Annotated in this window: 24 protein-coding genes; 20 read left to right on the top strand and 4 right to left on the bottom strand. The window is 69.1% G+C overall.

The features are described 5' to 3' along the window. Nucleotides 1–52: 52 nt before the first annotated feature. From aroC to AB0F43_RS23070, 8 genes are all read left to right on the top strand, one after another. Nucleotides 53–1,258 carry a chorismate synthase gene (gene aroC, locus AB0F43_RS23105; protein ID WP_360480289.1) on the top strand — a complete coding sequence of 402 codons (1,206 nt, stop codon included), beginning with the start codon at nucleotides 53–55 and terminating at the stop codon, nucleotides 1,256–1,258. Next, nucleotides 1,255–1,752, top strand: a complete 498-nt coding sequence (locus AB0F43_RS23100) for a shikimate kinase (RefSeq protein WP_360480286.1) — start codon at nucleotides 1,255–1,257, stop codon at nucleotides 1,750–1,752. The genes aroC and AB0F43_RS23100 overlap by 4 nt, the downstream gene beginning before the upstream one ends. Before the next feature lie 66 nt (nucleotides 1,753–1,818). Further along, nucleotides 1,819–2,919 carry a 3-dehydroquinate synthase gene (gene aroB, locus AB0F43_RS23095; RefSeq protein WP_360480283.1) on the top strand — a complete coding sequence of 367 codons (1,101 nt, stop codon included), beginning with the start codon at nucleotides 1,819–1,821 and terminating at the stop codon, nucleotides 2,917–2,919. Between the two features lie 242 nt (nucleotides 2,920–3,161). Continuing rightward, entirely contained in the window at nucleotides 3,162–5,948 is a 2,787-nt protein-coding gene (locus AB0F43_RS23090) for a carboxypeptidase regulatory-like domain-containing protein (RefSeq protein WP_360480280.1), read from the top strand. A 13-nt stretch (nucleotides 5,949–5,961) separates the two neighbouring features. Beyond that, nucleotides 5,962–7,248 carry an extracellular solute-binding protein gene (locus AB0F43_RS23085; protein WP_360480277.1) on the top strand — a complete coding sequence of 429 codons (1,287 nt, stop codon included), beginning with the start codon at nucleotides 5,962–5,964 and terminating at the stop codon, nucleotides 7,246–7,248. A 10-nt stretch (nucleotides 7,249–7,258) separates the two neighbouring features. Beyond that, a complete protein-coding gene (locus tag AB0F43_RS23080; RefSeq protein ID WP_360480274.1) occupies nucleotides 7,259–8,344 on the top strand; it encodes a Gfo/Idh/MocA family oxidoreductase in 1,086 nt (361 codons plus the stop codon). A 199-nt stretch (nucleotides 8,345–8,543) separates the two neighbouring features. Continuing rightward, on the top strand, nucleotides 8,544–8,984 hold the full coding sequence (gene aroQ / locus AB0F43_RS23075; protein ID WP_360480271.1) for a type II 3-dehydroquinate dehydratase: 441 nt from the start codon (nucleotides 8,544–8,546) through the stop codon (nucleotides 8,982–8,984). Nucleotides 8,985–9,223: 239 nt separating this feature from the next. Then, a complete protein-coding gene (locus AB0F43_RS23070) occupies nucleotides 9,224–9,892 on the top strand; it encodes a response regulator transcription factor (RefSeq protein WP_360480268.1) in 669 nt (222 codons plus the stop codon). A gap of 36 nt (nucleotides 9,893–9,928) precedes the next feature. Here the strand turns inward: AB0F43_RS23070 and AB0F43_RS23065 are convergent, their stop codons facing one another. Both AB0F43_RS23065 and AB0F43_RS23060 read right to left on the bottom strand, forming a co-directional pair. Next, on the bottom strand, nucleotides 9,929–10,543 hold the full coding sequence (locus AB0F43_RS23065; RefSeq protein WP_360480265.1) for an NAD(P)H-binding protein: 615 nt from the start codon (nucleotides 10,541–10,543) through the stop codon (nucleotides 9,929–9,931). Then, on the bottom strand, nucleotides 10,462–11,403 hold the full coding sequence (locus AB0F43_RS23060) for an EamA family transporter (RefSeq protein ID WP_360480262.1): 942 nt from the start codon (nucleotides 11,401–11,403) through the stop codon (nucleotides 10,462–10,464). Before AB0F43_RS23060 ends, AB0F43_RS23065 begins: the two co-directional genes overlap by 82 nt. Nucleotides 11,404–11,476: 73 nt before the next feature. On the opposite strand from AB0F43_RS23060, the gene AB0F43_RS23055 reads away from it, so the two are divergent. Beyond that, complete coding sequence (locus tag AB0F43_RS23055) at nucleotides 11,477–11,974, top strand: MarR family transcriptional regulator (protein ID WP_360480259.1); 498 nt, start codon at nucleotides 11,477–11,479, stop codon at nucleotides 11,972–11,974. Between the two features lie 15 nt (nucleotides 11,975–11,989). On the opposite strand, the gene AB0F43_RS23050 is transcribed toward AB0F43_RS23055, so the two are convergent. Then, nucleotides 11,990–12,706: a hypothetical protein gene (locus tag AB0F43_RS23050; protein WP_360480257.1), complete on the bottom strand. Its 717-nt coding sequence runs from the start codon at nucleotides 12,704–12,706 to the stop codon at nucleotides 11,990–11,992. Between the two features lie 142 nt (nucleotides 12,707–12,848). On the opposite strand from AB0F43_RS23050, the gene efp reads away from it, so the two are divergent. Continuing rightward, a complete protein-coding gene (efp, locus tag AB0F43_RS23045) occupies nucleotides 12,849–13,412 on the top strand; it encodes an elongation factor P (protein ID WP_360480254.1) in 564 nt (187 codons plus the stop codon). Between the two features lie 36 nt (nucleotides 13,413–13,448). Further along, entirely contained in the window at nucleotides 13,449–13,859 is a 411-nt protein-coding gene (gene nusB, locus AB0F43_RS23040; protein WP_360480252.1) for a transcription antitermination factor NusB, read from the top strand. A gap of 317 nt (nucleotides 13,860–14,176) precedes the next feature. Here the strand turns inward: nusB and AB0F43_RS23035 are convergent, their stop codons facing one another. Further along, on the bottom strand, nucleotides 14,177–14,689 hold the full coding sequence (locus tag AB0F43_RS23035) for a transcriptional regulator (protein ID WP_360480249.1): 513 nt from the start codon (nucleotides 14,687–14,689) through the stop codon (nucleotides 14,177–14,179). 207 nt (nucleotides 14,690–14,896) lie between these two features. Here AB0F43_RS23035 and pyrR point away from each other — a divergent pair, with 207 nt between their 5' ends. Genes pyrR through AB0F43_RS22990 form a run of 9 tightly spaced genes read left to right on the top strand, consistent with a single transcriptional unit; the run spans nucleotide 14,897 to nucleotide 25,574 of the window. Then, nucleotides 14,897–15,520 (top strand): bifunctional pyr operon transcriptional regulator/uracil phosphoribosyltransferase PyrR, encoded by a 624-nt coding sequence (pyrR, locus tag AB0F43_RS23030; protein ID WP_360480246.1) that lies wholly within the window; start codon nucleotides 14,897–14,899, stop codon nucleotides 15,518–15,520. After that, a complete protein-coding gene (locus AB0F43_RS23025; RefSeq protein ID WP_360480243.1) occupies nucleotides 15,520–16,461 on the top strand; it encodes an aspartate carbamoyltransferase catalytic subunit in 942 nt (313 codons plus the stop codon). The genes pyrR and AB0F43_RS23025 overlap by 1 nt, the downstream gene beginning before the upstream one ends. Next, complete coding sequence (locus AB0F43_RS23020) at nucleotides 16,458–17,750, top strand: dihydroorotase (RefSeq protein ID WP_360480240.1); 1,293 nt, start codon at nucleotides 16,458–16,460, stop codon at nucleotides 17,748–17,750. The genes AB0F43_RS23025 and AB0F43_RS23020 overlap by 4 nt, the downstream gene beginning before the upstream one ends. After that, a complete protein-coding gene (locus AB0F43_RS23015; RefSeq protein ID WP_360480237.1) occupies nucleotides 17,747–18,241 on the top strand; it encodes a hypothetical protein in 495 nt (164 codons plus the stop codon). The genes AB0F43_RS23020 and AB0F43_RS23015 overlap by 4 nt, the downstream gene beginning before the upstream one ends. Beyond that, on the top strand, nucleotides 18,238–19,371 hold the full coding sequence (gene carA / locus AB0F43_RS23010; protein WP_360480234.1) for a glutamine-hydrolyzing carbamoyl-phosphate synthase small subunit: 1,134 nt from the start codon (nucleotides 18,238–18,240) through the stop codon (nucleotides 19,369–19,371). Before AB0F43_RS23015 ends, carA begins: the two co-directional genes overlap by 4 nt. Continuing rightward, complete coding sequence (carB, locus tag AB0F43_RS23005) at nucleotides 19,371–22,676, top strand: carbamoyl-phosphate synthase large subunit (RefSeq protein WP_360480231.1); 3,306 nt, start codon at nucleotides 19,371–19,373, stop codon at nucleotides 22,674–22,676. Before carA ends, carB begins: the two co-directional genes overlap by 1 nt. Further along, complete coding sequence (locus tag AB0F43_RS23000) at nucleotides 22,673–23,698, top strand: quinone-dependent dihydroorotate dehydrogenase (protein ID WP_360480229.1); 1,026 nt, start codon at nucleotides 22,673–22,675, stop codon at nucleotides 23,696–23,698. The genes carB and AB0F43_RS23000 overlap by 4 nt, the downstream gene beginning before the upstream one ends. Then, complete coding sequence (pyrF, locus tag AB0F43_RS22995) at nucleotides 23,695–24,531, top strand: orotidine-5'-phosphate decarboxylase (protein WP_360480226.1); 837 nt, start codon at nucleotides 23,695–23,697, stop codon at nucleotides 24,529–24,531. The genes AB0F43_RS23000 and pyrF overlap by 4 nt, the downstream gene beginning before the upstream one ends. A gap of 20 nt (nucleotides 24,532–24,551) precedes the next feature. Next, nucleotides 24,552–25,574: a DUF4037 domain-containing protein gene (locus AB0F43_RS22990; RefSeq protein WP_360480223.1), complete on the top strand. Its 1,023-nt coding sequence runs from the start codon at nucleotides 24,552–24,554 to the stop codon at nucleotides 25,572–25,574. The last annotated feature ends 26 nt before the right edge of the window (nucleotides 25,575–25,600 follow it).

Here is a 25,600-nt window from a genome sequence, read left to right as displayed (position 1 = left end):
GCTGGTGAGACCGGGGTCGGGGTGGTGGGGGGCGCGTGGAAGAATCGGGGCCATGCTGCGCTGGCTCACCGCCGGCGAGTCGCACGGACAAGCGCTCGTCGCCGTACTCGAAGGTCTTCCCGCAGGCGTCCAGGTCACCACGGATGACGTGGCCGACGCCTTGGCTCGTCGTCGGCTGGGGTACGGCCGCGGCGCCCGGATGAAGTTCGAGCGGGACGAGGTGACGTTCGTCGGCGGCTTCCGGCACGGGCTCTCACTGGGCAGCCCGGTCGCGATCCAGGTGGGCAACACCGAGTGGCCGAAGTGGGAGCAGGTGATGTCCGCTGACCCGGTCGACCCGGCGACGCTGGCCGACCTGGCCCGGAACGCGCCGCTGACCCGCCCGCGCCCCGGCCATGCGGACCTGGCCGGCATGCAGAAGTACGGTTTCGACGAGGCCCGCCCGGTGCTCGAGCGGGCCAGCGCCCGCGAGACCGCCGCCCGGGTCGCGCTCGGCGAGGTCGCCGCCCGCTTCCTCAACCAGGCGTACGGCGTGACCATCGTCAGCCATGTCGTCGAGCTCGGCACGGTCAAGGCGCCGTACGGCGTGATCCCGTCGTACGACGACGTCGCGAAGCTGGACGCGGACCCGGTCCGCTGCCTGGACGCGGACGCGAGCAAGGCGATGGTGGCCGAGATCGACGCCGCGCAGAAGGCCGGTGACACCCTCGGCGGCGTGGTCGAGGTGGTCGTGGACGGGCTCCCGCCAGGCCTCGGCAGCTACGTGCACTGGGACCGGCGGCTCGACTCGAAGCTGGCCGGCGCGCTGATGGGGATCCAGGCGATCAAGGGTGTCGAGCTCGGCGACGGGTTCGAGCTGGCCCGGACCCCCGGGTCGAAGGCCCATGACGAGATCGTCGCCCAGGACGGCGTCATCCGGCGGACCGGCGGTCGCTCCGGTGGCACCGAGGGTGGGATGAGCACGGGCGAGACGCTGCGGGTGCGGGCCGCGATGAAGCCGATCGCGACCGTGCCACGGGCGCTGCGCACGATCGACACCACCACCGGCGAGGCCGCGTCGGCGCATCACCAGCGCTCGGACGTGTGCGCCGTACCGGCCGCGGGCATCGTGGCCGAGGCGATGGTGGCGCTGGTGCTGGCCGACGTCGCGCTGGAGAAGTTCGGCGGCGACTCGGTCGCGGAGACCTCGCGCAACCACAAGGCGTACCTGGCCAGCCTGCCGTCGACCATCACGCCGCGGGAGTGGGCGGACCAGTGAGCCCGGTCGTCGTTCTGGTAGGGCCACCGGGATCGGGCAAGTCGACCGTCGCGGCACTGCTGGCCGAGCGCCTCGGCGCGCGGCACCGCGACACCGACAGCGACATCGAGGCGTCCGCCGGCCAGCCGATCCCGGACATCTTCGTCGACCACGGCGAGCCGCACTTCCGCGCGCTGGAGCGGGCCGCGATCGTCGCCGCGCTCCAGGGCGACGACGTGCTGTCGCTCGGCGGCGGCGCGATCCTCGATCCGGACACCCGGGCGGACCTGGCCGGCCACAACGTCGTCTTCCTGGACGTCAGCCTCGGCGAGGCGGTCAAGCGGGTAGGCCTCGGGGTCGCCCGCCCGCTGCTGCTGGGCAATGTCCGCACCCAGTTGCGCAACCTGATGGAGGCGCGTCGTCCGCTGTACGTCGAGGTCGCCAAGCTGACCGTGCAGACCGACAACCGCACGCCGGACGAGATCGCCGCCGAGATCCTGGAGCACCTCGGTTGACTGGGTTTTTGGCCGGGCCATCGGCTCCCGGTTCCCTACGCTCCTCAGTCCAGGCCGGGAGGGCCCGTGACCGTTGAACCCACCCGGATCCGGGTCGCCGCGGCGGCGCCGTACGACGTTGTGATCGGCAACAACCTGCTCGGTGAGCTGCCCGGGCTGCTCGGGGCCGGCGTCCAGCGCGTCGCCGTCATCCACCCGCGCGCGCTGCGGACCAGCGGTGACGCGATCCGCGACGACCTCACCGGCAGCGGCTTCACCGCGCATGCGATCGAGATCCCGGACGCCGAGGACGCCAAGTCCGCGGAGGTGCTCGCGTACTGCTGGTCGGTGCTCGGGCAGGCCGGGTTCACCCGCTCCGACGCGATCGTCAGCGTCGGCGGCGGTACGACGACCGACCTGGCCGGCTTCGTCGCCGCGACCTGGCTGCGTGGCGTGAAGGTCGTGCACATCCCGACCACCCTGCTCGGCATGGTCGACGCGGCGGTCGGTGGCAAGACCGGTATCAACACGGCCGAGGGGAAGAACCTGGTCGGCGCGTTCTGGGAGCCGGCCGGGGTGCTGTGTGACCTCGCCGCGCTGGAGACGCTGCCGCGCAACGACTACGTCAGCGGTCTCGCCGAGGTGGTGAAGTGTGGCTTCATCGCGGACCCGGTGATCCTCGACCTGGTGGAGAAGGATCCGGCCGGCGCCTCGAGCCCGGCGTACGACGCCACCGAGGAACTGATCGCCCGCGCGATTCAGGTGAAGGCGGACACGGTCGGCGCGGACCTGCGGGAGCGGACCACCACGGCCGGCGGACCGATCGGCCGGGAAGCGCTGAACTACGGCCACACGCTCGGCCACGCGATCGAGCGGGTCGAGCGGTACAAGTGGCGGCACGGCGCGGCGATCAGCATCGGCATGGTGTTCGTCGCTGAACTGGCCCGCGCGGCCGGTCGCCTCGACGACGCGACCGCCGACCGGCATCGCGCCGTACTGGAGTCCCTCGGGCTGCCGGTGACGTACCGCGCCGACGCCTGGCCGCACCTGCAGGACGCGATGAAGCTGGACAAGAAGACCCGGGCCGACCGCCTCCGGTTCGTCGTCCTGGACGGCCTGGCCAAGCCGGCCATCTTCGAGGCACCGGACCCGAGCCTGCTGGTCGCGGCGTACGCAGAGATCAGCTGACGGTGTTGAATGCCGCGCTGCCGCGCGGCGGGTCATGGGGCTTTGGCTCCCGCCCTTCCCTCGTCGCTCCAGTCGCTTCGCTCCCTGCGCTCCTCAGTCCAGGGCGGGAGGCCCCATGACCGGGTTGAACGCCGCGCCTCCCGCACGGGGTTGACCGGAAGCGGTCACCTGTCGGACTCGCTCTTGTTCATCGGTGGAAACCACTCCAAGATGCTGTGAGACATCTTGGAAAGGGCTTTCCGATGGGCAGAAGGCTGGGGCGCGTCCTGCTGGGCGTGGTGTTGCTCGGGGTAGGACTGCTGCCGTCCAGCGCCGCCGCGACGGAGTCCAGCGGCGGGACCGAGTACTACGTCGACGCCGTCCACGGTTCCGACGACGCGAAGGGCACCTCGCCCGCCCGCGCCTGGCGCACCCTGCAGAAGGTCAACGCGACCACCTTCGAGCCCGGCGACCGGATCCTGCTCCGGGCCGGCCAGAGCTGGGGCGGTCAACTCTGGCCGAAGGGCTCCGGCGCGACCCGGCGGCCGATCGTCATCGACAAATACGGTTTCGGCTCGAAGCCCGCGATCCACGGCGGCGGTGAGGTGGCCGAGACGGTCCGCCTGTTCAACCAGCACGACTGGGAGATCCGCAACCTCGAGGTCACCAACGCCAAGCCGCTCACCGGCGAACCCGGCACCAACCTGCGCGACCTGCGCGGTATCGAGGTGGCCGGCGACGCCGGTGGCACGCTCAGCCACTTCGTCATCGACGGTGTCGACGTACATGACGTCACCGGCGAGGTGAACTGGATCGGCGGCGACCCGGCCGGCAACAGGCCCGGTGTCACCTTCCAGACCGGCTGGGACCGCTCGAAGAACACCGGCGGCATCGTCTTCCGCGGCACCGTCGCCGACATCGCCGCCCCCGGTACGCCGACCGTCCTCAACGACATCCTGGTCCAGAACTCATCGGTGAAGCGCACGTCCTTCGCCGGCATCGTCGTCAAGCAGCACACCGGCTCGTCCGAGGGTGCGGTGAAGACCGGCTGGGGCGAGCGCGCGAACGCCACCGACCCGCGCTTCACCCCGCACACGAACGTTGTCATCCGCAACAACTTCGTCCAGCAGGACGGCAACGACTATGCCTGCAACGGGATGTACCTGACCGACGTCCGCGGCGGCCTGGTCGAGGGCAACGTGGTCTACCGCGCCGGTACGTCGGGGATCGAGGCGTACTACGCCGACGACGTGGTCATCCAGCACAACGAGGTGTACGAGACGCAGCAGAAGGCCGGCGGCGCGGACTCCAACGCGATCGACCCGGACAAGGCGACCACGCGGATCCTGGTGCAGTACAACTTCGTCCACCACAACGGTGACGGGATCCTGATCTGCCAGTTCTCCTTCGGTGACACGGTCGTCCGCTACAACACGATCGCCGGGAATTCGCGCTACCAGATCTACCTGCACTCCGACCGCGCGGCGACAGCGAAGATCTACAACAACACGATCTACAGCGATCGCAGTGATCACCTGATCTACGGCTACGGCAGTTCGCTGAACGCGACGTACGACATCCGGAACAACATCCTGTACTCCACCCGTGCCAACGCCTCGCTGACCACGAGTCCGACGATCACCTACGACAACAACCTGTACGCCGGCGCGCCCCTCGTCGTACCGGCATCCGACCGTCGTCCGGTGCTGGGAGACCCGTTGTTCCAGGCAACGCTGACCGGCCCGTACGGCACCGAGGCGAGCGGTCCGCGGCTGGATCGGGCCTTAGCGCTGCTGCCGACCTCGGGATCAGTCGCCGTCGGTACCGGTGCCGCGATCGCGGACAACGGTGGCCGCGACTACGCCGGGACGGCGGTCTATCGCGGCCTGCCCGAGCTCGGCGCCTTCGAGTACCGGACGCCGGCGGGACAGACCTGGGAGTCGGTCAACGGTTTTGTCCGAGACCAGTTCGGGCATGCGGTGGAGGGCGCGACCGTCGTGCTGGAGACACCACATCGGACCTATCGTGCCTCGACCGGAACGGGTGGCTTCTACCGGATCGCAGGCCTGCCGTTCGGTACGGCTGCCAGCGTGACGGCCAGCAAGGACGGCTATGACGCCGCCACTGCGACCGTCGCCGTACGCCGTGGGGACACCACTCGGCAGGATCTGACCATTGGGCTGCAAGACACCGATGGGTCGATCGCCGGACGGGTGCTCGATCAACGAGCCGGGGCATTGCCGGGTGCTCTTGTCACCGTGCTGGCGGGCGGCGAGGTCGTCGGGTCGACGCAGTCGGGTGCGGACGGTGGCTTCCTGGTGCCGGATGTCTCGATGGGCGACGGCTACACCGTGGTGGCGAAACTCGACGGACGGCACACGGTGGAACGTTCCGGCCTCTCGGTCCTGCCCGCTGCCACCGCCGACGCCGGTGCGTTCCTGCTGGCGGATCCGGTGCGCGACGAGTTGCAGGAGCATGACTTCGACAGTCTGCCCCCTGGTGCGCTGCCCGACGGTACTGATGGATGGACGGTGAGTGCCGTCGGCAACGCGGTCGACGTCGCCGAGGTTCCGTCGACAACGGACCGGAGCGTGCGACTCGCGCGCTCGGCGAACACGGGAGGAGCCGCCGGGACCGGTGTCTCGCAGGTATTTGGGACTCCGCTCCGCGGCCTGGTGACTATCGAGGCGCGGGTGATGCGGGATCAGCCGTACGTGTCGGGCAGCAACTGGTTCGGCCTGCCCTACCTCTACAACTCGAGCGGCGCCGCGGCGGTCAGCCTGGCCTTCGACAAGGGAAACATCGTCGCGTACGAAGGCTCGACCTCCCGCACCGTCGGGACGTACGAGCTCGGCCGGTGGTACGACGTACGGCTGGTCGTGGACACGGTGAACGAGCGGTTCGACCTGTTCATCGACGGCGCCCGGATCAGCCACGACCAGCGGTTCCGCACCGCCATGCCTGCTGTGGCGGGTATCGCGTTCTACGCCAACAGTTCCAACTATGGCAGTGCGTACGTCGACGATGTACGCATCTCGTACGGCATCTGAAGGGAATTGCCTGATGCGACGGTTATGGGCGGTGGCGCTGGCAGCCGTGATGGCGGTGTCGGCCTGCTCGAGCGGGTCGTCCGGCTCGACCGATCTGTCCGACGAGCCGGTCACGCTGCGGTTCACCTGGTGGGGTTCGGATGCCCGGCACCAGCGGACCCAGCAAGTGATGGACCTGTTCCACAAGAAGCACCCGAACATCACCGTCAAAGGTGAGTTCAAGGACTGGAACGGCTACTGGGACAGCCTCGCCACCACGGTCGCAGCGAACGACGCCCCCGACGTGATCCAGATGGACGAGCTGTATCTGGCGTCGTACGCCGACCGCGGCGCACTGCTCGACCTGAAGACTCAGGGCGAGCACCTGAAGCTGGACGGCATCGACCCGAAGGCGCTGTCCACCGGGGTGATCGACGAGAAGCAGTACGCGGTGCCGGTCGGGCTCGCGTCGTACTCACTCGTGGCCAACACGGACCTGTTCGCGAAGTACGGCGTACCGCTCCCGGACGACAGCACGTGGACCTGGGACGACCTGTGGGCGCTCGGCGCGAGGATCTCGGCGGCGAGCGGTGGCAAGATCTCGGGTCTGCAGTCGTACGGAATGGACGCCGGCGGCCTCATCATCCAGGCGCGCCAGCAGGGGAACTCGCTGTACGACGAGGCCGGCAAGGTGGTGATCAAGCCGGAGATCGTCGCCGACTACTTCAGCCAGGGTGCGAGGCTGTCGAAGGAAGGCGTCACGCCGAAGCCCGGTCTGATCATCGAGCAGGCGACCGCGACCCTCGACCAGTCGGCGACGGCGACCAACACGGCGGCGCTCGGGTTCTGGTGGAACACCCAGCTCACCTCGCTGACCAAGGCGAGTGGGCAGAACCTCAAGCTGCTCAAGCTGCCGGGGGAGTCGACCGGGGCGAAGCCCGCCGCGTACTACAAGCCGTCGATGTTCTGGTCGATCTCGTCCCGCAGCAAGCACCCGGCCGAAGCCGCGCTGTTCGTGGACTTCCTGGCGAACAGCCAGGAGGCCGGTGACATCCTGCTCACCGACCGGGGCGTGCCGGCGAACACGTCGGTCCGGACGGCGATCGCACCGAAGCTCGCCTCCACCGACAAGGCCGCCGCCGACTACCTCGCCGCGATCAAGGTCTCCGACCCGCCGCGGGTGACACCCAACGGCGGCAACGCGATCGACGACTCGCTGCGCCGGCACTCCGAGGACGTACTGTTCGGCCGGCAACCGGCCGACAAGGCAGCCGCCGGCTTCATCGCGGAACTCCAGCAAGAGATCGACTCAGCCTCCTGAAAGGGCTCGTATGTCTGACAGCACGTACCGGATCGCGATCGTCGGCACCGGCGGTATCGCCAACGCCCATGCCGGGGCGGTGAAGGCCCTGCCCGACCGGGCCGAGCTCGTCGGTGCGGTCGACGTCGACGTCGACCGGGCGAACACGTTCGCGACCAAGTGGGACATTCCCGCCGTGTACCCGAGCCTGACCGAGCTACTCGCGGCCGGTGACGTCGACCTCGTCCTTCTGTGTACGCCGCCGGGCTCGCACGTGCCGTTGGCCGCGGAGTGCCTGGCGGCGAATGTCGACGTACTGGTGGAGAAGCCGCCGACGTTGTCGCTGGACGAGCTCGACGCGCTGCTCGACGCGGAGCAGGCCTCGTCCGCGCAGGTGGTGTGTGTCTTCCAGCATCGGTTCGGATCCGGGGCGGTGCGGCTGCGCGAGCTTGCCGCGGACGGGGTGCTCGGCCGGCCGTTGGTTGCCTTGTGCAACACGACGTGGTACCGGGACGACGAGTACTTCGCGATGCCGTGGCGCGGGACCTTCGAGGTCGAGGGCGGCGGGCCGACGATGGGGCACGGGATCCACCAGTTCGACCTGCTGCTGTCGATCCTCGGCCCGTGGGAGAAGGTCACCGCGATCGCCGCTCGGCAGGCGCGGCCGACCAAGACCGAGGACGTGTCGATGGCGCTGGTCACCTTCGAGAACGGCGCGGTCGCGTCGATCGTCAACTCGCTGGTCTCGCCGCGAGAGACCTCCCAGCTCCGCTTCGACTACGAGCACGCGACGGTCGAACTCGAACACCTCTACGGCTACCAGAACTCCGACTGGACGATCACGCCCGCCCCGGGCTCCGATGCCATCGCCTCAGCCTGGTCCACCAACCTCCCCGAGGTCCCCAGCGGCCACACCGCGCAACTGACGGCAGTCCTGGACGCCCTGGCAGCCGGCGAACCCGCACCCGTCCCGCTCGCCGAAGCCCGCAACACCATCGAACTCGCCGCCGCCATCTACGCCTCAGCCTTCACCGACAAGCCAATCCGCCGAGGCGACCTCACCCGAGGCACCCCCTACGCCACCCGAATGGGCGGCCCCGGCGCCCCTTGGTCCTAACCCCCGACCAGCTCCGATTCCCGGCCCTCACCTCTCCCGGGGCCGGGAATCGGAGCTGACCGCCATCCACCCGATCCCGGGGCGTCTCCCGGTCCTGGTGGCGACGCTGACCGCCGACTGGGAGGACGCGCCACTCGCGTACACCGCTCGTACGACGAAACTGGTCCTGGTGCGCGATCCGCTCTACTAGGGTGGGGGTGTGACTGGGCGACGGGTGCTGGTGCTGAACGGGCCGAATCTTGGGCGACTGGGGTCGCGGGAGCCGGAGAAGTACGGTACGACGACGTTCGCCGACCTGGTCGCGGAGTGCGAGAAGACCGGGGCCGAGCTCGGGCTGGAGGTCGAGGTCCGGCAGACCGATGACGAGGCCGAGCTGGTGGGCTGGCTGCACGAGGCGGCCGACGGCAAGCTGCCGGTGGTGCTCAACCCGGCCGCCTTCACGCACTACTCGTACTCCCTGCGCGACGCCTGCGCCCAGCGGACCGCGCCGCTGATCGAGATCCACCTCACCAACCCCGCCACCCGCGAGGAGTTCCGGCACACCAGCGTCGTGGCCGGCGTGGCCACCGGCACCATCGCCGGTTTCGGCGTCGACTCCTACCGGCTGGCCCTGCGCGCGATCAGCTCGCTGGCGGACTGATAACCAATCTGCCCTTTCGGGCATCTAGCAGGTGAGGGCAGGCCGACCGGGCCGCATGCGGCCCCGGGATCGCGGTGAACGCCGATGCATCACGCTTGGCGTTGGGTCGTGATCCGGCCGTCACCGGTCTTAAGCCTGGCTGAAGGGTCGGGTGCACGATCGGAATCGACGATTTGGGGGCTCGTGTGACTACGGATTCGGACCGTTCCGTTCATCAACGCTCTGGGGGAGTGACAAGTATGCCGACGCAGCAACGTATTCCTGTCTGGGTGAAGTCCCTCGACCCGCTGTCGCAGGTCGGGTTGGTGCACGCGCTGAGGCAGCGGCCGGAGATCGCGCTGCTCACCGACGCCGACCTGGCGGCGCGACAGGGCCAGTCGACCGATCAGCACACCGCGCCGCCAGTGATCGCGTTGATCGCCGTCGACTCGCTCGACTCGGCAGCGGTCCAGGTGCTCCGGTCGGCAACGCAACGCGGCTGTCGCCGGGCCGTGCTGATCGGCAGCACGATCGACGACGACGCGTTGATGGCCGCGGTCGAGCTGGGGGTGTCCGGGGTGCTTCGGCGTACCGAGGCGACGGCCGACCGGATCGTGCACTTGCTCAAGTCCGCCGCTGCGGGTGACGCCAGCCTGCCGCCAGATCTGCTGGGTCGGTTGCTCGGCCAGGTGTCGCGGGTGCAGCGGCACGTGCTGGCACCGCGCGGGCTGTCCCACACCGGGCTGTCCGACCGCGAGACGCAGGTCCTGCAGTTGGTGGCCGACGGCAAGGACACTCAGGAGATCGCCCGGGAGCTGTCCTACTCGGAGCGCACGGTCAAGAACGTCCTGCACGACGTGACCAGCCGCCTGCAACTGAGGAACCGCTCCCACGCCGTCGCCTACGCCCTCCGCGAGGGCCTGATCTAGCGCAACGCAAACCCGGCTCGCTTCCCGCGAGGTGCCTCAGTAACCCACGGTGAATCGGGTGCCGACGTGACGTGCCTGCTCGGCCTCGTCGACGAGCGCGACCGCGAAGTCCTCCATCGAGATGGACGACGTACCGTCTGCTGCAGTCACGAGGCGGTCAGTGCCCAGCCGGTAGTCGCCGGTACGAGTGCCCGGTTCAAGGAGAGCGGGTGGACTGACGTAGGTCCAGCTCACGTCGGTGGCAGCGCGGACAAGGTCGAGTTGCTCGTTGCAGGCGTGGGCGATCGGGCGCCAATCGGGTGGGAAGTCCGGCGACTCCACCACGGTCAGGCCGGTGCCGGGGACCATCAGGCTGCCCGCGCCGCCGACCAGGATGAGTCGTACGCCGCTGGATCTCAGGCCGATGAGCAATCCCTTGGCCGCCTGGACGAGTTCGTCCTCGTGACCGGGCCGCGGCCGCGTCGCGCTGATGACGACGTCGTGGTCCCGGCTCAGTACGGCGACGTCGTCCGGATCGCCGGCGTCACCACGCCGGAGGTCGCTGGACGCCGGTGCGCGGCTGACGCCGGTCACCTGGTGGCCGCGGGCAACTGCTTCCCGGACGACGCGGCTGCCAACAGCACCGGAGGCTCCGAAGACGAGGATGCGCACGTGATGACCTTTCGCTTGAGTTGGGCGGTGATGAGGGCAGCGAGGACGATGAGGCCGCCAACCACCTGGGCGGTGGTCAGGCGCTGGTCGAGGACCAGCCAGCCGAGGAGGGTGGCCATCACCGGGCTGAGCAGACCGAGGAAGGTGACGTCGGTGGGGGAGAGGCCGCGCAGGCCGCGGAACCACAAGGCGTAGGCCAGCGCTGAGCCGATGATGGTCAGGTACGCGTAACCGGCCAGGTTTGCAGCGGTCAACGCTGCCGGCGGTGCGCCCTCGACGAGGTAGGCGACGGGCAGCAGGACCAGGCCGCCGGCGACGAGCTGCCAACCGGTGGTGGCGAGCAGAGGGGCGGGCGACGTCCATCGCTTGCTCAGTACGACGCCGAAGGCCATCACTACGGCTCCACCCAGCGCGGCAACGACGCCGACTGTGTCGAGCCGCGCATCGGCCCGCAGCACGAGCAGGCTGACCCCGAACACCCCGGCAATCGCCGCCAGGACCGTCCGCGTCGACAGCCGCTCACGCAGCAGACCGGTCGACAGTACGGCGACCAGCAGCGGCTGGATCGCGCCGACTGTCGCGGCGACACCACCAGGCAGCCGGTACGCACCGATGAACAGCAGCGCGAAGAACGCGCCGATGTTGAGCGTGCCGAGGACAAGCGAACGCCACCACCAACTTCCGCGCGGCAGCGTCCGGGTGATCGCGATGAGCAGCAGCCCGGCCGGGAGCGCGCGGATCACCGCGGCCAGCAGGGGTCGGCCGGGTGGGAGTAGTTCGGTGGTGACCAGGTAGGTGGTGCCCCACAGCAGCGGCGTGATCGCAGTGACCAGGATGAGGGAGAGTCGATTGCTTAGCACTAAGATAAAGTATCTCAGCACTAAGCAATCTTCAATCCCTCACCGCTAAGCAATCTGGATTAGGCTGGGCAGCATGGCTGATCACGTCGACCTGGTGCTCGAGCAATGGGGTGAGCAGCGGCCGGACCTGGATGCCTCGCCGATGGCGGTGCTCGGGCGGCTGAAGCGGCTGGCCCTGCTGGTCGACACCGAGTTGCGCCGCAACTTCGCGCGCCACGACCTCGACTCCGCGTCGTTCGACGTACTGGCGACGCTGCGCCGGAGCAACGCCGAGCACAGCCTGACCCCGGCCGGCCTGATGCGGTCGTCGATGGTGACGTCCGGCGCGATCACCCAGCGGCTGGACCGGCTGGAGGCACGCGGCCTGGTCAAACGGGCGCCCAGCGAGACCGACGGTCGCGGAGTCCAGGTGACCCTGACCGAGGAGGGTCTGCGGCTCATCGACGACGTACTGCCGACCCATCTCGAGACCGAGAACCGGTTGCTGGCGGGGCTGTCGGCGGAGGAGCAGGAGCGGCTCGCGGACACGTTGCGGACACTGCTCGAGTCCCTCGGTGACAAAAGGGACTGACACGACGCCCGGGCGTCAACTGGACTGGGTAGTCCCCGGACGCGGTGGGTTGCGGACTGTTTGCCAGAGCTCGTCGATGTCGGAGCGATCTTCGGGCTCGGCGGTGTCGACCCAGCCGCTGGCCCAGGTGTGCTCCTCGCGGTCGAGGTCGAAGATCGACTCGGCGAAGGCGGCCGAGCCGACGTACCGGGCCTCCTCCTGCTCCGGCTCCGGCGCCGGTACGGCGGCCGGCTTGGACGGCCTCTTTGACCGAGGCGGTGTGGAACCGGCCGGAGCGACCAGGCCGCGGGCGTACTCCTGCGCCTCGAGGATGCCCATGTCCTGCTCGTCGCACAGCAACCGGATCGCGCCGACCTCGTTGCCGGACTTCATCAACTCCCGCACCCGCTTGTCGGTCTCCTGCCTCGGGGTCGGCAGGTTGTGCTGCGGCGGGCGGTGACCCTGGGGTGGCCCGTACGACGGCAGCCACTGCGCGGGCGGTTGGTACTGCGTGGCCGGCTGGTACTGCGCGGGCGGCTGGTTCGGCGGGGGAGTGGCGTACTGGTTGGGCGCGGGCTGGGTGAACTGCCCCTGGATCTGGACCGGCTGGCCGACGTACTGCCCCTGGGCCTGCTCGATCAGCTTCTGCACGCGAGCATTCGGGTGCTTGCCGGTCCCGGACCCCTGCTGTTTCAGCTTGCCGGCCACACTCGCCACGATCAGGACGATGATGAAGATCGCGAACTCCAGCATCGGCAACCTCCGTCGTCACGCTCGCCCTCCGGGACTGCCAGCCTAAGCCCCCGCAGGGCCGGGAGCCGCGGAATCGGAGGAAAGGGCAGGTGACCGCTACAATCCGGTGTTACCGCTGATCAATTTCGAAGGGCATATCCGCGTGGCAACGACGAACGACCTCAAGAACGGCATGGTGCTCGACCTGGACGGGCAGCTGTGGTCCGTCGTCTGGTTCCAGCACCACAAGCCCGGCAAGGGCGGCGCGGTCGTCCGGACCAAGCTGAAGAACGTGCTCTCCGGCAAGGTGGTCGACAAGACCTTCAACGCGGACGTCAAGGTCGAGGTCGCAACCGTCGACAAGCGCGACATGACCTATCTCTACAACGACGGCACGTCGTACGTGTTCATGGACAAGTCCACCTACGACCAGCTGCAGATCCAGCCCGACGTGGTCGGCGACGCCGCCCACTTCCTGCTGGAGAACCAGGACGCCATCGTCGCGGTGCACGACGACCTGCCGCTGTACGTCGAGCTCCCGGCCTCGGTCGAGCTCGTGGTGGAGTACACCGAGCCCGGCCTGCAGGGCGACCGCTCCACCGGTGGCACCAAGCCGGCCAAGCTGGAAACCGGCTACACCATTCAGGTGCCGCTGTTCCTGACCACGGGTGAGAAGGTCAAGGTCGACACCCGTACGGGTGACTACCTCGGTCGCGTCACCTCCTGATCGCCAAGAGCTGACACGGAGAGCTGACAACAGAACATGTCTGCCCGTAGCAAGGCCCGCAAGCGCGCACTGGACGTGCTGTTCGAGTCGGAGGTCAGGGGCCTGCCGGTGGGCGGCACCCTGGCCGACCGGGTGGCCGACAACGACCCGCCGGTGAACGAGTTCACCGTGGCGCTGGTCGAAGGTGTCGCGAAGCACATCGACGTGATCGACGAGTTGCTGGAGACCCACTCGGTCGGCTGGTCCCTGGACCGGATGCCGGCCGTGGATCGCAACATCCTGCGGATCGGAAGCTACGAGCTGCTGTTCGACGACCAGGTGCCGGACGTGGTCGCGGTGAGCGAGGCGGTCGCGCTGGCGCGGGATCTGTCCACCGACGAGTCGCCGGCGTTCGTGAACGGGCTGCTGGCCAGACTGCTGCAGCTCAAGCCCACGCTGGGAGTCTGAGCCCACTCCGGAGGGTCTGAGTCCGTTCTAGGGACGGGGACGAGGGGGCGAGCCCTCTCGGGATGCTCAGCAGGACGATCCTGGTGATCAGGCCCGGTGACCGTCTCGGTACGGTCCCGGGCCGGTTCTGCGTCCCCGGTGGTGTCGGCGCGGGAGAACGGACCCGGCCTGGCGCGTCAGGTGAGGTGATACCTGGCGCATGTCGTGCGTCGTAGTGCTCTGTTCGTCGTACTGCGTTGGACTTCGGCGCTGGGTGGAAGGCGGGCGGCCGCGGGCCAGCTGCTACGAGCCCCGACCGTCTCTGCTGCCTTCTTCGATCAGGCGCCGGCTGCCTCGGACTCCCCGACGTCGCCCTTGGCCTCCGGGTTCAGCACACCCCAGGAGATGAAGCGCTCGGTCAGAGTCGTCGGCGACTCGTCGTAGATCACGGCCAGGGTGCGCATATCGTCCTGCCGGATCGACAGCACCTTGCCGTTGTAGTCCCCACGCTGAGCCTGGATCGTGGCCGCGTACCGCGTCAGCGGACCGGCCTCACTCGCGTCGAGGTGTTGCAGAGCCTCCAGGTCGAGGATCAACCGGGGAGGAGCGGCAGCCGCGGCGGCCGCGCTGGCGGAACCGGGCAGCAGTTCACGGATCGGCACGCCGTAGAAATCGGCGAGCTCTGCGAGCTTCTGGACGGTGACGGCTCGATCGCCACGCTCGTACGAGCCGACGACGACCGCCTTCCAGCGACCCTTGGACTTCTCTTCCACGCCGTGCAGCGACAGTCCTTGCTGCTGGCGGATGGCACGCAACTTGCCACCCAGTGTCTTCGCGTATTCGCTAGGCACGCTGGTTCTTCCCTCCGACTAGTGTCGTTCATGATCCGGACCGCCGGAACGGCCCGGCCGGCAAAACCCCCCTCGATTACACAGAGTAACAATATTCCGGCTAAAAGGCCAGCGTCAAGACGGCGTGTCACTTCCGATACCATGTCAAGTGGTCCGAACGTCCTTTAAAGACCCGTCCAGTGAGGCGGGAAAGGAGGAACGGTAGCGATGAACCATGCCCAGAGCGGTGCGCCGAAGCGCGGCAGCCGCACGGTCCTGGACGCTTCCGACATATCCCGGGCACTGACCCGGATCGCGCACGAGATCCTCGAGCGCAACCGCGGTGCCGACCCGGTCGTCCTGCTCGGCATTCCCACCCGCGGCGTCGGCCTGGCCGCCCGCATCTCGGCCCGGATCGCGGCCGTCGAGGGGCAGAGCGTGCCGACCGGATCACTCGATGTGACGATGTATCGCGACGACATCGGTCTCAAACCACCCCGCGGCCTGGAGCACACCGACATCCCGCCGGGCGGAATCGACGGCAAGGTCGTCGTCCTGGTCGACGACGTGCTGTTCTCCGGCCGCACGATCCGGGCCGCGCTCGACGCGATCGGCGACATCGGCCGGCCGCGCGCGGTCCAACTGGCGGTCCTGGTCGACCGTGGTCACCGCGAACTGCCGATCCGCGCCGACTACGTGGGCAAGAACCTGCCCACCTCCCTGGTCGAGCGCGTCACCGTCCACCTGACCGAGTACGACGGCGAGGACGCCGTCCTGATCGCCGACAAGGCCACTCCGGGCCCGGGCAACGGTGCCGACCAGACTGAGGTTGTGAAGGGGGCGAAGGCGTGATGAGGCACCTGCTGAGTGCGGGGGACCTGTCCCGCGACGAGGCGAACCTGATCCTCGACACGGCCGAGGAGATGCGGTCGCTGGCCGACCGGCCGATCAAGAAGCTGCCGGCGCTACGCGGCCGGACCGTGGTGAACCTGTTCTTCGAGGACTCCACCCGGACCCGGATCTCGTTCGAGGCGGCCGCCAAGCGGCTGTCCGCCGACGTGATCAACTTCTCTGCCAAGGGCTCGAGCGTCAGCAAGGGCGAGAGTCTGAAGGACACCGCGCTGACACTGCAGGCGATGGGGGCCGACGGTGTGGTCTGCCGGCACGGCTCGTCCGGCGCGCCGCACCTGCTCGCCACCTCGGGCTGGATGACCGGCTCGGTGGTCAACGCCGGTGACGGGACGCACGAGCACCCGACCCAGGCGCTGCTCGACGCGTTCACCATGCGCAGGCACCTCGGCTCGCTGGAGGGCCGCCGGATCACCATCGTCGGCGACGTCCTGCACTCGCGGGTGGCCCGGTCGAACGTGCTGCTGCTGTCGACGCTGGGCGCCGACGTGACCGTGGTCGCGCCGCCGACCCTGCTCCCGGTCGACATGAGCAAGTGGCCGTGTGCCACGTCGTATGACCTGGATGCGAGCCTGGCCAAGAGTGACGCGGTGATGATGCTGCGGGTCCAGCGCGAGCGGATGAACGACGCGTACTTCCCGAGCGCCCGCGAGTACACCCGCCGCTACGGCCTCGACGTGCACCGGATGGCCCAGCTGCCGGATGAGGCGATCGTGCTGCACCCCGGCCCGATGAACCGCGGGATGGAGATCAGCGCCGACGTGGCCGACTCCACCCGCTCGGTGATCGTCGAACAGGTCACCAACGGCGTCGCCATCCGGATGGCCGTCCTCTACCTACTTCTGTCCGGCAGCAACGAGAACACTGAGGAGCAGACCGCATGACCGCGTATCTGATCACCGGAGCGAGCATCGTCGGCGGTGAGGTGGCGGACCTGCTGGTCGATAACGGGGAGATCGTTGCTGTCGGCACCAACCTCGACACTCCAGCCGAGGTCGAGACGATCGACGCCGACGGCCTGATCGCGTTGCCGGGCCTGGTCGACCTGCACACGCACCTGCGCGAGCCCGGTCGCGAGGACGCCGAGACCGTCCGCACCGGTACCCGGGCCGCGGCGATGGGTGGTTTCACCGCCGTGTTCGCGATGGCCAACACCGACCCGGTCGCCGACACCGCCGGCGTGGTCGAGCAGGTCTGGCGCCTCGGCCGCGAAAGCGGGTACGCCGATGTCTATCCGATCGGCGCGGTCACGGTCGGCCGGCAGGGGACTCAGCTCGCTGAGCTGGGCGCGATGGCGGACTCGGCGGCGCGAGTGCGGGTGTTCTCCGACGACGGCGACTGCGTCTGGGACGCGGCCCTGATGCGCCGCGCGCTGGAGTACGTGAAGGCGTTCGGCGGCGTGATCGCCCAGCACGCGCAGGAGCCGCGGCTCACCCAGGGCGCACAGATGAACGAGGGTGCGCTGTCCGGCGTCCTTGGCCTGACCGGCTGGCCGAGTGTCGCGGAGGAGGCGATCATCGCCCGCGACATCCTGCTGAACGCCCACGTCGGCTCGAAGTTGCACATCTGCCACCTGTCCACCAAGGGCTCGGTGGAGATCGTCCGGGCGGCGAAGAAGCGGGGCTTCGAGGTGACCGCCGAGGTCACCCCGCACCACCTGCTGCTGACCGAGGATCTGGCCGCCTCCTACAACCCGGTCTACAAGGTGAACCCGCCGCTGCGGACCAAGGAGGATGTCGAGGCGGTCCGTGAGGGCCTGGCCGACGGCACCATCGACATCGTCGCCACCGACCACGCGCCGCACCCGGTCGAGGACAAGGACTGCGAGTGGAGCGCGGCCGCGTTCGGCATGCTCGGCCTGGAGACGGCGCTGAGCGTGGTCCAGCACGCGATGATCGACACCAAGCTGATGACCTGGGCGGAGGTGGCCGACCGGATGAGCTACCGCCCGGCCGTGATCGGTCAGGCGCCGGAGCACGGGCAGCCGCTCGAAGCCGGTGCCCCGGCCAATCTGGTGCTCGTCGATCCGTCGGCGGAGCGGACGGTCGTGTCACAGGAGTCGGCGTCGCTGTCACGGAACACGCCGTTCGACGGGATGACGCTGCCGGGCAAGGTGGTGGCGACGTTCCTGAGAGGTACGCCGACCGTCCTGGGCGGGAAGCTCGCCCGGTGAAGGCGTTCCTCGGCATTCTCGGCACGCTGCTGGTGATCGCGGCGGGCTACTACGGCATGTACCGGGGCTGGCGGAACCGCCAGGCCCGGCAGACCGACCTGGCGCCGCTCCCACCGGTGCCTGGGGACGACAAGTCCCACGGCGTGGAGGGCGTGTACGTCGCCACCACGGCAGCAGGCGACTGGATGGACCGGATCGCCGTGCACGAACTGGGCGTCCGCAGTACCGCGGACCTGGCCGTCAGCGAGGCCGGCCTGATCTTCCACCGGCAAGGCGCGGCGGATGTGTTCATCCCCGCGGACCACCTGACCGGCGTCCGGACCGACCGCGGTATCGCCGGCAAGGTGACCGCGGAGAAGTCCGGCCTGGTGGTGGTCACCTGGAACCACGACGGCCGTGAGCTCGACACCGGGTTCCGGCCCCGCCGGAAGGCAGACACCGCCCCCCTGACCGAATCCATCTCGACCCTGATCGGAGCCGAGCAAAGATGAGCCAGCCCGCCCATAATCCAGCACTGCTGGTCCTGGAGGACGGCCGGTCGTTCGCCGGTACGTCGTACGGAGCGACCGGCGAGACGTTCGGCGAGGCGGTGTTCACCACCGGGATGACCGGCTACCAGGAGACGCTGACCGACCCGTCGTACCACCGGCAGATCGTCACCCAGACCGCACCACACATCGGCAACACCGGCGTCAACGACGAGGACGACGAGTCGCAGAAGATCTGGGTCGCCGGGTACGTCGTCCGCGACCCCGCCCGGGTGCCGTCGAACTGGCGCGCCACGCGCTCGCTGGACGACCAGCTGCGCGCCCAGGGCATCGTCGGGATCTCCGGTATCGACACCCGGGCGCTGACCCGGCACCTGCGCGAGCGTGGTGCGATGCGGTCCGGGATCTCCACCGAGATCCTCGACCCGGCCGCGCTGCTGGCGAAGGTGCTCGAGCAGCCGCCGATGGTCGGCGCCGACCTCGCCTCCGAGGTGACCACCTTCGAGCCGTACGTCGTACCGGCGGAGGGCGAGAAGCGGTTCACCGTGGTCGCGCTCGACCTCGGGATCAAGTCGATGACGCCGAAGCGGATGGCCGAGCGCGGCATCGAGGTGCACGTGCTGCCGGCCACCGCGTCACTGGACGAGGTCCTCGCGGTGAATCCCGACGGCATCTTCATGAGCAACGGCCCGGGCGACCCGGAGACCACCGAGCACCCGACCACGCTGCTCAAGCAGCTGCTGGAGCGGAACAAGCCGTACTTCGGCATCTGCTTCGGCAACCAGGTGTTCGGCCGGGCGCTCGGACTGGGCACGTTCAAGCTGAAGTACGGGCACCGCGGCATCAACCAGCCGGTCCTCGACCGGGCCACCGGGAAGGTGGAGATCACCGCGCAGAACCACGGGTTCGCCGTGGACGCGCCGATCGAGGAGACGGTGCAGACGCCGTACGGGACCGCGGAGGTCAGCCATGTCTCGCTGAACGACAACGTGGTCGAGGGACTGCGCCTGACCGGGCGGGACGGTCGCGTGCTGGCCTTCTCGGTGCAGTACCACCCCGAGGCGGCGGCTGGTCCCCACGACTCGGCGTACCTCTTCGACCGCTTTGTGGAACTGATGGAAGGTCGCAGCTGATGCCACGTCGTACAGATATCGAGTCGGTGCTGGTGATCGGCTCCGGTCCGATCGTGATCGGCCAGGCCTGTGAGTTCGACTACTCGGGCACCCAGGCCTGCCGGGTGCTCAAGGAGGAGGGTTTCCGGGTCGTCCTGGTGAACTCGAACCCGGCCACGATCATGACCGACCCGGAGTTCGCCGACGCCACCTACGTCGAGCCGATCACCCCGGAGTACGTCGAGAAGGTGATCGAGAAGGAGCGGCCGAACGCGCTGCTCGCCACCCTCGGCGGCCAGACCGCGCTGAACGCGGCGATCTCGCTGCACGACAACGGCGTACTGGAGAAGTACGGCGTCGAGCTGATCGGCGCGTCCGTCGACGCGATCCAGCGCGGCGAGAACCGGGAGTCGTTCAAGCAGATCGTGGAGAAGCTCGGCGCGGAGGTCGCCCGGTCGCGGATCTGCCACTCGATCGACGACGTCCTCGGCGCCGCGGACGAACTCGGCTACCCGCTGGTCGTGCGGCCGTCGTTCACGATGGGCGGCGTCGGCTCCGGGATGGCGTACGACGAGGCCGACCTGCGCCGGATCGCCGGCGCCGGCCTGCAGGCCAGCCCGACCACCGAGGTGCTGATCGAGGAGTCGATCCTCGGCTGGAAGGAGTACGAGCTGGAGGTGATGCGCGACAAGGCCGACAACGTCGTCATCATCTGCTCGATCGAGAACGTCGACCCGATGGGCGTGCACACCGGCGACTCGGTCACGGTCGCGCCGGCGATGACGCTGACCGACCGCGAGTACCAGGTGATGCGGGATCTGGCGATCGGCATCATCCGCGAGGTCGGCGTCGACACCGGCGGCTGCAACATCCAGTTCGCGGTCAACCCGGTGGACGGCCGGCTGATCGTGATCGAGATGAACCCGCGGGTGTCGCGGTCGTCCGCGCTGGCGTCGAAGGCGACCGGCTTCCCGATCGCGAAGATCGCCGCCAAGGTGGCCATCGGCTACACCCTGGACGAGATCCCGAACGACATCACCCGGCAGACGCCGGCCAGCTTCGAGCCGACGCTGGACTACGTGGTGGTGAAGGTGCCGCGGTTCGCGTTCGAGAAGTTCCCGGCCGCGGACGCGACGCTGACCACGCACATGAAAAGTGTCGGCGAGGCGATGGCGATCGGCCGGAACTACACCGAGGCGCTGCAGAAGGCGCTCCGCTCGCTGGAGAAGCCGGAGGCCAGGTTCTCCTGGGCCGGCTCGCCGGCGACCGAGCTGGAACCGTTGCTGGAGGCAATCAAGACGCCGCACGACGGGCGGTTGCGGACGATCATGGACGCGATCCGGGCGGGGGCGACCCCGGAGCAGATCTTCGAGAACACCCGGATCGACCCGTGGTTCGTGGACCAGCTGTACCTGATCCACGAGACCGCGCTGCAGGTCGCGGCCGCGCCGCGGCTCACTCCCGAGGTGCTGCGGCTGGCCAAGCGGCACGGGTTCTCCGACCTGCAGCTGGCCGAGATCCGCGGGCTGACCGAGGACGTCGTCCGGGGTGTCCGTCAGGCGCTCGGGATCCGGCCGGTCTACAAGACGGTCGACACCTGTGCGGCCGAGTTCAAGGCCGAGACGCCGTACCACTACTCGTCGTACGACGAGGAGACGGAAGTCGCGCAGCGCGAGACCCCGGCGGTGCTGATCCTCGGCTCCGGGCCGAACCGGATCGGGCAGGGGATCGAGTTCGACTACTCCTGTGTGCACGCGTCGCTGGCGCTGCGCGAGGCCGGCTACTGCACGGTGATGGTCAACTGCAACCCGGAGACGGTCTCGACCGACTACGACACCTCCGATCGGCTGTACTTCGAGCCGCTCACCTGTGAGGACGTGCTCGAGATCGTGTACGCCGAGCTGCAGGCCGGGCCGGTGGCCGGGGTGATCGTGCAGCTCGGCGGCCAGACACCGCTGGGTCTGGCGCAGCGGCTCGCGGATGCCGGCGTACCGATCGTCGGGACCTCGCCGGAGGCGATCCACCTGGCCGAGGAGCGGGGTGCGTTCGGGAAGGTGCTCGCGGACGCGGCGCTGCCGGCCCCGAAGCACGGTACGGCGATGTCGGCCGGGGAAGCACAGCGGATCGCCGAGGAGATCGGCTTCCCGGTGCTGGTGCGGCCGTCGTACGTGCTGGGTGGTCGCGGGATGGAGATCGTCTACAGCTCCGCCGAGCTGGACGCGGCCCTGGAGCGGCTGGGTAGCGGTGCCGCCTTCGAGCACCCGGTGCTGATCGACCGGTTCCTGGACGACGCGGTCGAGATCGACGTGGACGGGTTGTTCGACGGGGACGAGCTTTTCCTCGGCGGCGTGATGGAGCACATCGAGGAGGCGGGGGTGCACTCCGGCGACTCGTCGTGTGCGCTGCCGCCGATCACGCTCGGCAACGCGGACATCGAGAAGATCCGGGTATCGACCGAGGCGATCGCTCGCGGCGTCGGCGTACGCGGTCTGCTGAACGTGCAGTACGCGCTCGCCGGTGACGTGCTCTACGTCCTGGAGGCGAACCCGCGCGCGTCCCGGACGGTGCCGTTCGTGTCCAAGGCGACCGCGACCCCGCTGGCCAAGGCGGCGGCCCGGGTGATGCTCGGGGCCACGATCTCCGAGCTGCGGGCCGAGGGGATGCTGCCGGCCGAGGGCGACGGTGGCACGCTGCCGGCCTCGACACCGATCGCGGTCAAGGAGGCCGTGATGCCGTTCAACCGGTTCCGCACCATCGACGGCCGGTCGGTGGACACCGTGCTCGGCCCGGAGATGCGCTCGACCGGTGAGGTGATGGGCATCGACGACACCTTCGGTACGGCGTTCGCGAAGTCGCAGGCGGGAGCGTCACAGCCGCTGCCAGGGTCCGGCAAGGTGTTCGTGTCGGTCGCGAACCGGGACAAGCGGCACATGATCTTCCCGGTGAAGCGGCTGGCGGACCTGGGCTTCCAGATCTACGCGACCGAAGGTACGGCGGACGTCCTGCGGCGCAACGGGGTCGAGGCGGTCACGGTGCGCAAGAGCAGCCAGGGGCCGGGCCCGAACGGTGAGCCGACGATCGTGCAGATGGTCCAGGACGGCGAGCTCAACCTCATCGTCAACACCCCGATCGGGATCACCCAGGGCGGATCGCCGCGCCTCGACGGGTACGAGATCCGCAGTGCGGCGGTGGCGCGCAACATCCCGTGCATCACCACGGTGCAGGGGCTGGCGGCCGCCGTCCAGGGGATCGAGGCCCAGCAGGCCGGGGACATCGGCGTACGGTCGCTGCAGGACTGGGTGTCGAGGATCCGTGGTGTGCAGTGACTTCGACGTACAGGCGGGTTGTCCGGCCAGTGCTGTTCCGGCTGGGCAAGGGGGACGCGGAGGTCGCGCACGAGCGGACGTTGCAGGGCCTGCGCCTGCTGAGCCGTGTCCCCGGGCTGTCCCGGTTGCCGGCGGGCTCGGAGCGGACGGTCTTCGGCGTCCGTTTCCCGGGCCCGGTCGGGCTGGCCGCGGGGATGGACAAGAACGGGATCGCGTTGCGGGCCTGGCCCGCGCTCGGGTTCGGGTTCGTCGAGGTCGGCACGGTGACGGCGCACCCGCAGCCGGGCAACCCGCGGCCGAGGCTCTTCCGGTTGGTCGAGCACGAGGCCGTGATCAACCGGATGGGGTTCAACAACCTCGGCTCGGAGGCGCTGGCCGAGCGGCTGGCGGCGTACGGACCGCTCGGGTACCCGCTGGGGATCTCGATCGGGAAGTCCAAGGTGACTCCGCTGGAGGATGCCGTCGAGGACTATGTGACCTCGCTGCGCCGGCTGTACCGGTACGGCGACTACTTCGCCGTCAACGTGAGTTCGCCGAACACGCCGGGGCTGCGGGCCTTGCAGGATGCCGGGCATCTGCGTGAGCTGTTGACCGCACTGCACGCCGAGGCAGCTGATCTGAGTGCGGGCGGCCTGGCGGGCAAGCCGATCCTGGTGAAGATCGCCCCGGACCTGACCTCGTCGGCGATCGACGAGTTGCTGCAGGTGTGCACCGATATCGGTGTCGCGGGGATCATCGCCACCAACACGACCATCGGCCGGCCAGGGGTCGAGTCGCATCCGCTGGCGGCCGAGACCGGCGGGCTGTCCGGGCGGCCGCTGACCGAGACGGCGGCCAAGACGGTCGCCCACATCCACGCGCAAACCGGGGGAGCACTGCCCATCATCGGGGTCGGCGGGATCCTCGATCCCACCGACGCCGTACGCCTCGTCGACGCCGGCGCCAGCCTGGTCCAGCTCTACACCGGGCTGATCTACCGCGGACCCGGCCTGGTCCGCCGAATCAACAGGAGCTTGCCATGAGCAACCAACCGTTCGGGGTCCGGCTGCGGTCCGCGATGGACGCACGTGGCCCGCTGTGTGTGGGGATCGACCCGCACGCCCATCTGCTGGACTCCTGGGGTCTGCCGGACACCCCGGAGGGGCTGGCGTCGTTCACGTACGGCGTGGTGGACGCGCTGGCCGATCGGGTCGCGGTGTTCAAACCGCAGTCGGCGTTCTTCGAGCGCTTCGGCTCTGCGGGCATCGCCGTCCTCGAGCAAGCGACGATCCGGCTGCGCGAGGCGGGTGCGCTGGTGATCATCGACGCCAAGCGCGGTGACATCGGGTCGACCATGGCTGGCTACGCGTCGGCGTACCTGGCGGAGAAGGGGCCGCTGGCGTGTGATGCGCTGACGGTCAGCCCGTACCTCGGATTCGGGTCGCTGCAGCCCGCCATCGACGAGGCGCGTGCTGCCGGCGCGGGGCTGTTCGTGCTCGCGCTGACGTCGAACCCGGAAGGCCCGCAGTTCCAGTCGGCGCGCACTGTCGACGGCCCGACCGTCGCGGGTGCGGTGCTGGACGGTCTGCGCGCGTTGAACGCCGATGCGGACGATCTCGGCTCCTTCGGTGCCGTGGTGGGTGCGACCATCGCTTCCACGGAGGAGGATCTCGACATCCGCGGCCCGCTGCTGGCCCCCGGTCTGGGAGCCCAGGGCGGTACGGCCGAGGGGCTGGCCAAGGTCTTCGGCGCGGCGGTGCGGAACGTCGTACCGGCGAGCTCGCGGGAGATCCTCGGCGCCGGGCCGTCGGCTGCCGCCCTTCAGGATGCGGCCGATCGGGCGAACGAGGCTTACCGGACCGTCCTGGGATACTGACCGCCGTTACCGTTCTCGGTATGAGTGCCTTCGTCTCCGGGCTGGAGCTGAGCCGGCGGTTCTATACCGAGGCGGTCCGGCCGGTGCTGGCGTCGTCGTACCCGGACCTGCCGTACAGCGCGGCGCTGCTCGGCCGGGGCTCGGAGGTGCTGGGCTTCGACGACGAGATGTCGGGGGACCACAACTCGGAGCCCCGTGTCGAGCTGTTCCTGCGCAAGGAGGATCGGGTCCGGCATGGCGCATCGCTCGACGAGCTGCTGCGCCGGGAGGTGCCCACGCAGTTCGCGGATCGGCCGACCGAGTTCGGGGTGCATACGGTCCGCGGGTACTTCCTGGAGCAGCTGGACTTCGACGTCGAGAGTGAGATCAAGCCGCGGGACTGGTTCACGTTCCCGGAGCAGAACCTGCGGATGCTCACCGCGGGCGCGGTCTTCCACGACGAGGTGGGGTTGCAGAAGGTCCGCGACCGGCTCGGGTACTACCCGCGCGACGTGTGGCTCTACCTGCAGATCGCGGCGTGGTGGCGGGTCCATCCAGAGGTCAATCTGGCCGGCCGCGCCGGGTTCGTGGGGGACGAGCTCGGGTCGGCGCTGATCGGGGCGCAACTCGTGCACGACCTGATGCAGCTGTGCTTCCTGATGGAGCGGCAGTACGCGCCGTACTCGAAGTGGTTCGGGACAGCCTTCTCCCGGCTGGCCTGCGCTGAGGAGTTGTCGCCTCTGTTCGGCAATGTTCTCCGGACCGAGTCGTGGCAGGAACGCGAGGAGGCGTTGATGGCGGCGTACGCCGGTGTGGCCGGTGTGCACAACCGGCTGCGGATCACGGCACCGGTGACGACCGGCGTGGAGCAGCTGTGGGGTCGGCCGTTCACGGTGGTCTGGGGCGACTTCCCGGGTGCGCTGCTGGCCGAGATCAAGGATCCGGAGGTACGGCGGATCGCCGAGCGCTGGCCGGTCGGCGGGATCGACCGGATCAGGGACGTGCTCTGGGCCGCGTGCGACCGCCGGCGACTGGTCGCGCTCTTCGACTCGGGCACCTGGTAAGCGGGGCGCCTGGTAAGCGGGGCGCC

It is taken from the genome of Kribbella sp. NPDC023972, assembly GCF_040639075.1.
Taxonomy (GTDB): Bacteria; Actinomycetota; Actinomycetes; order Propionibacteriales; family Kribbellaceae; genus Kribbella.
This window is presented reverse-complemented; position numbering and strand designations above follow the sequence as displayed.

Coding starts and splice junctions, on each gene's coding strand:
- AB0F43_RS23025 (WP_360480243.1), top strand. CDS start 15,520: ATGAGGCACCTGCTGAGTGCGGGGGACCTGTCCCGCGACGAGGCGAAC.
- carB (WP_360480231.1), top strand. CDS start 19,371: ATGCCACGTCGTACAGATATCGAGTCGGTGCTGGTGATCGGCTCCGGT.
- AB0F43_RS23050 (WP_360480257.1), bottom strand. CDS start 12,706: ATGCTGGAGTTCGCGATCTTCATCATCGTCCTGATCGTGGCGAGTGTG.
- pyrR (WP_360480246.1), top strand. CDS start 14,897: ATGAACCATGCCCAGAGCGGTGCGCCGAAGCGCGGCAGCCGCACGGTC.
- AB0F43_RS22990 (WP_360480223.1), top strand. CDS start 24,552: ATGAGTGCCTTCGTCTCCGGGCTGGAGCTGAGCCGGCGGTTCTATACC.
- AB0F43_RS23080 (WP_360480274.1), top strand. CDS start 7,259: ATGTCTGACAGCACGTACCGGATCGCGATCGTCGGCACCGGCGGTATC.
- pyrF (WP_360480226.1), top strand. CDS start 23,695: ATGAGCAACCAACCGTTCGGGGTCCGGCTGCGGTCCGCGATGGACGCA.
- nusB (WP_360480252.1), top strand. CDS start 13,449: ATGTCTGCCCGTAGCAAGGCCCGCAAGCGCGCACTGGACGTGCTGTTC.
- AB0F43_RS23020 (WP_360480240.1), top strand. CDS start 16,458: ATGACCGCGTATCTGATCACCGGAGCGAGCATCGTCGGCGGTGAGGTG.
- carA (WP_360480234.1), top strand. CDS start 18,238: ATGAGCCAGCCCGCCCATAATCCAGCACTGCTGGTCCTGGAGGACGGC.
- AB0F43_RS23055 (WP_360480259.1), top strand. CDS start 11,477: ATGGCTGATCACGTCGACCTGGTGCTCGAGCAATGGGGTGAGCAGCGG.
- AB0F43_RS23070 (WP_360480268.1), top strand. CDS start 9,224: ATGCCGACGCAGCAACGTATTCCTGTCTGGGTGAAGTCCCTCGACCCG.
- AB0F43_RS23085 (WP_360480277.1), top strand. CDS start 5,962: ATGCGACGGTTATGGGCGGTGGCGCTGGCAGCCGTGATGGCGGTGTCG.
- aroC (WP_360480289.1), top strand. CDS start 53: ATGCTGCGCTGGCTCACCGCCGGCGAGTCGCACGGACAAGCGCTCGTC.
- AB0F43_RS23090 (WP_360480280.1), top strand. CDS start 3,162: ATGGGCAGAAGGCTGGGGCGCGTCCTGCTGGGCGTGGTGTTGCTCGGG.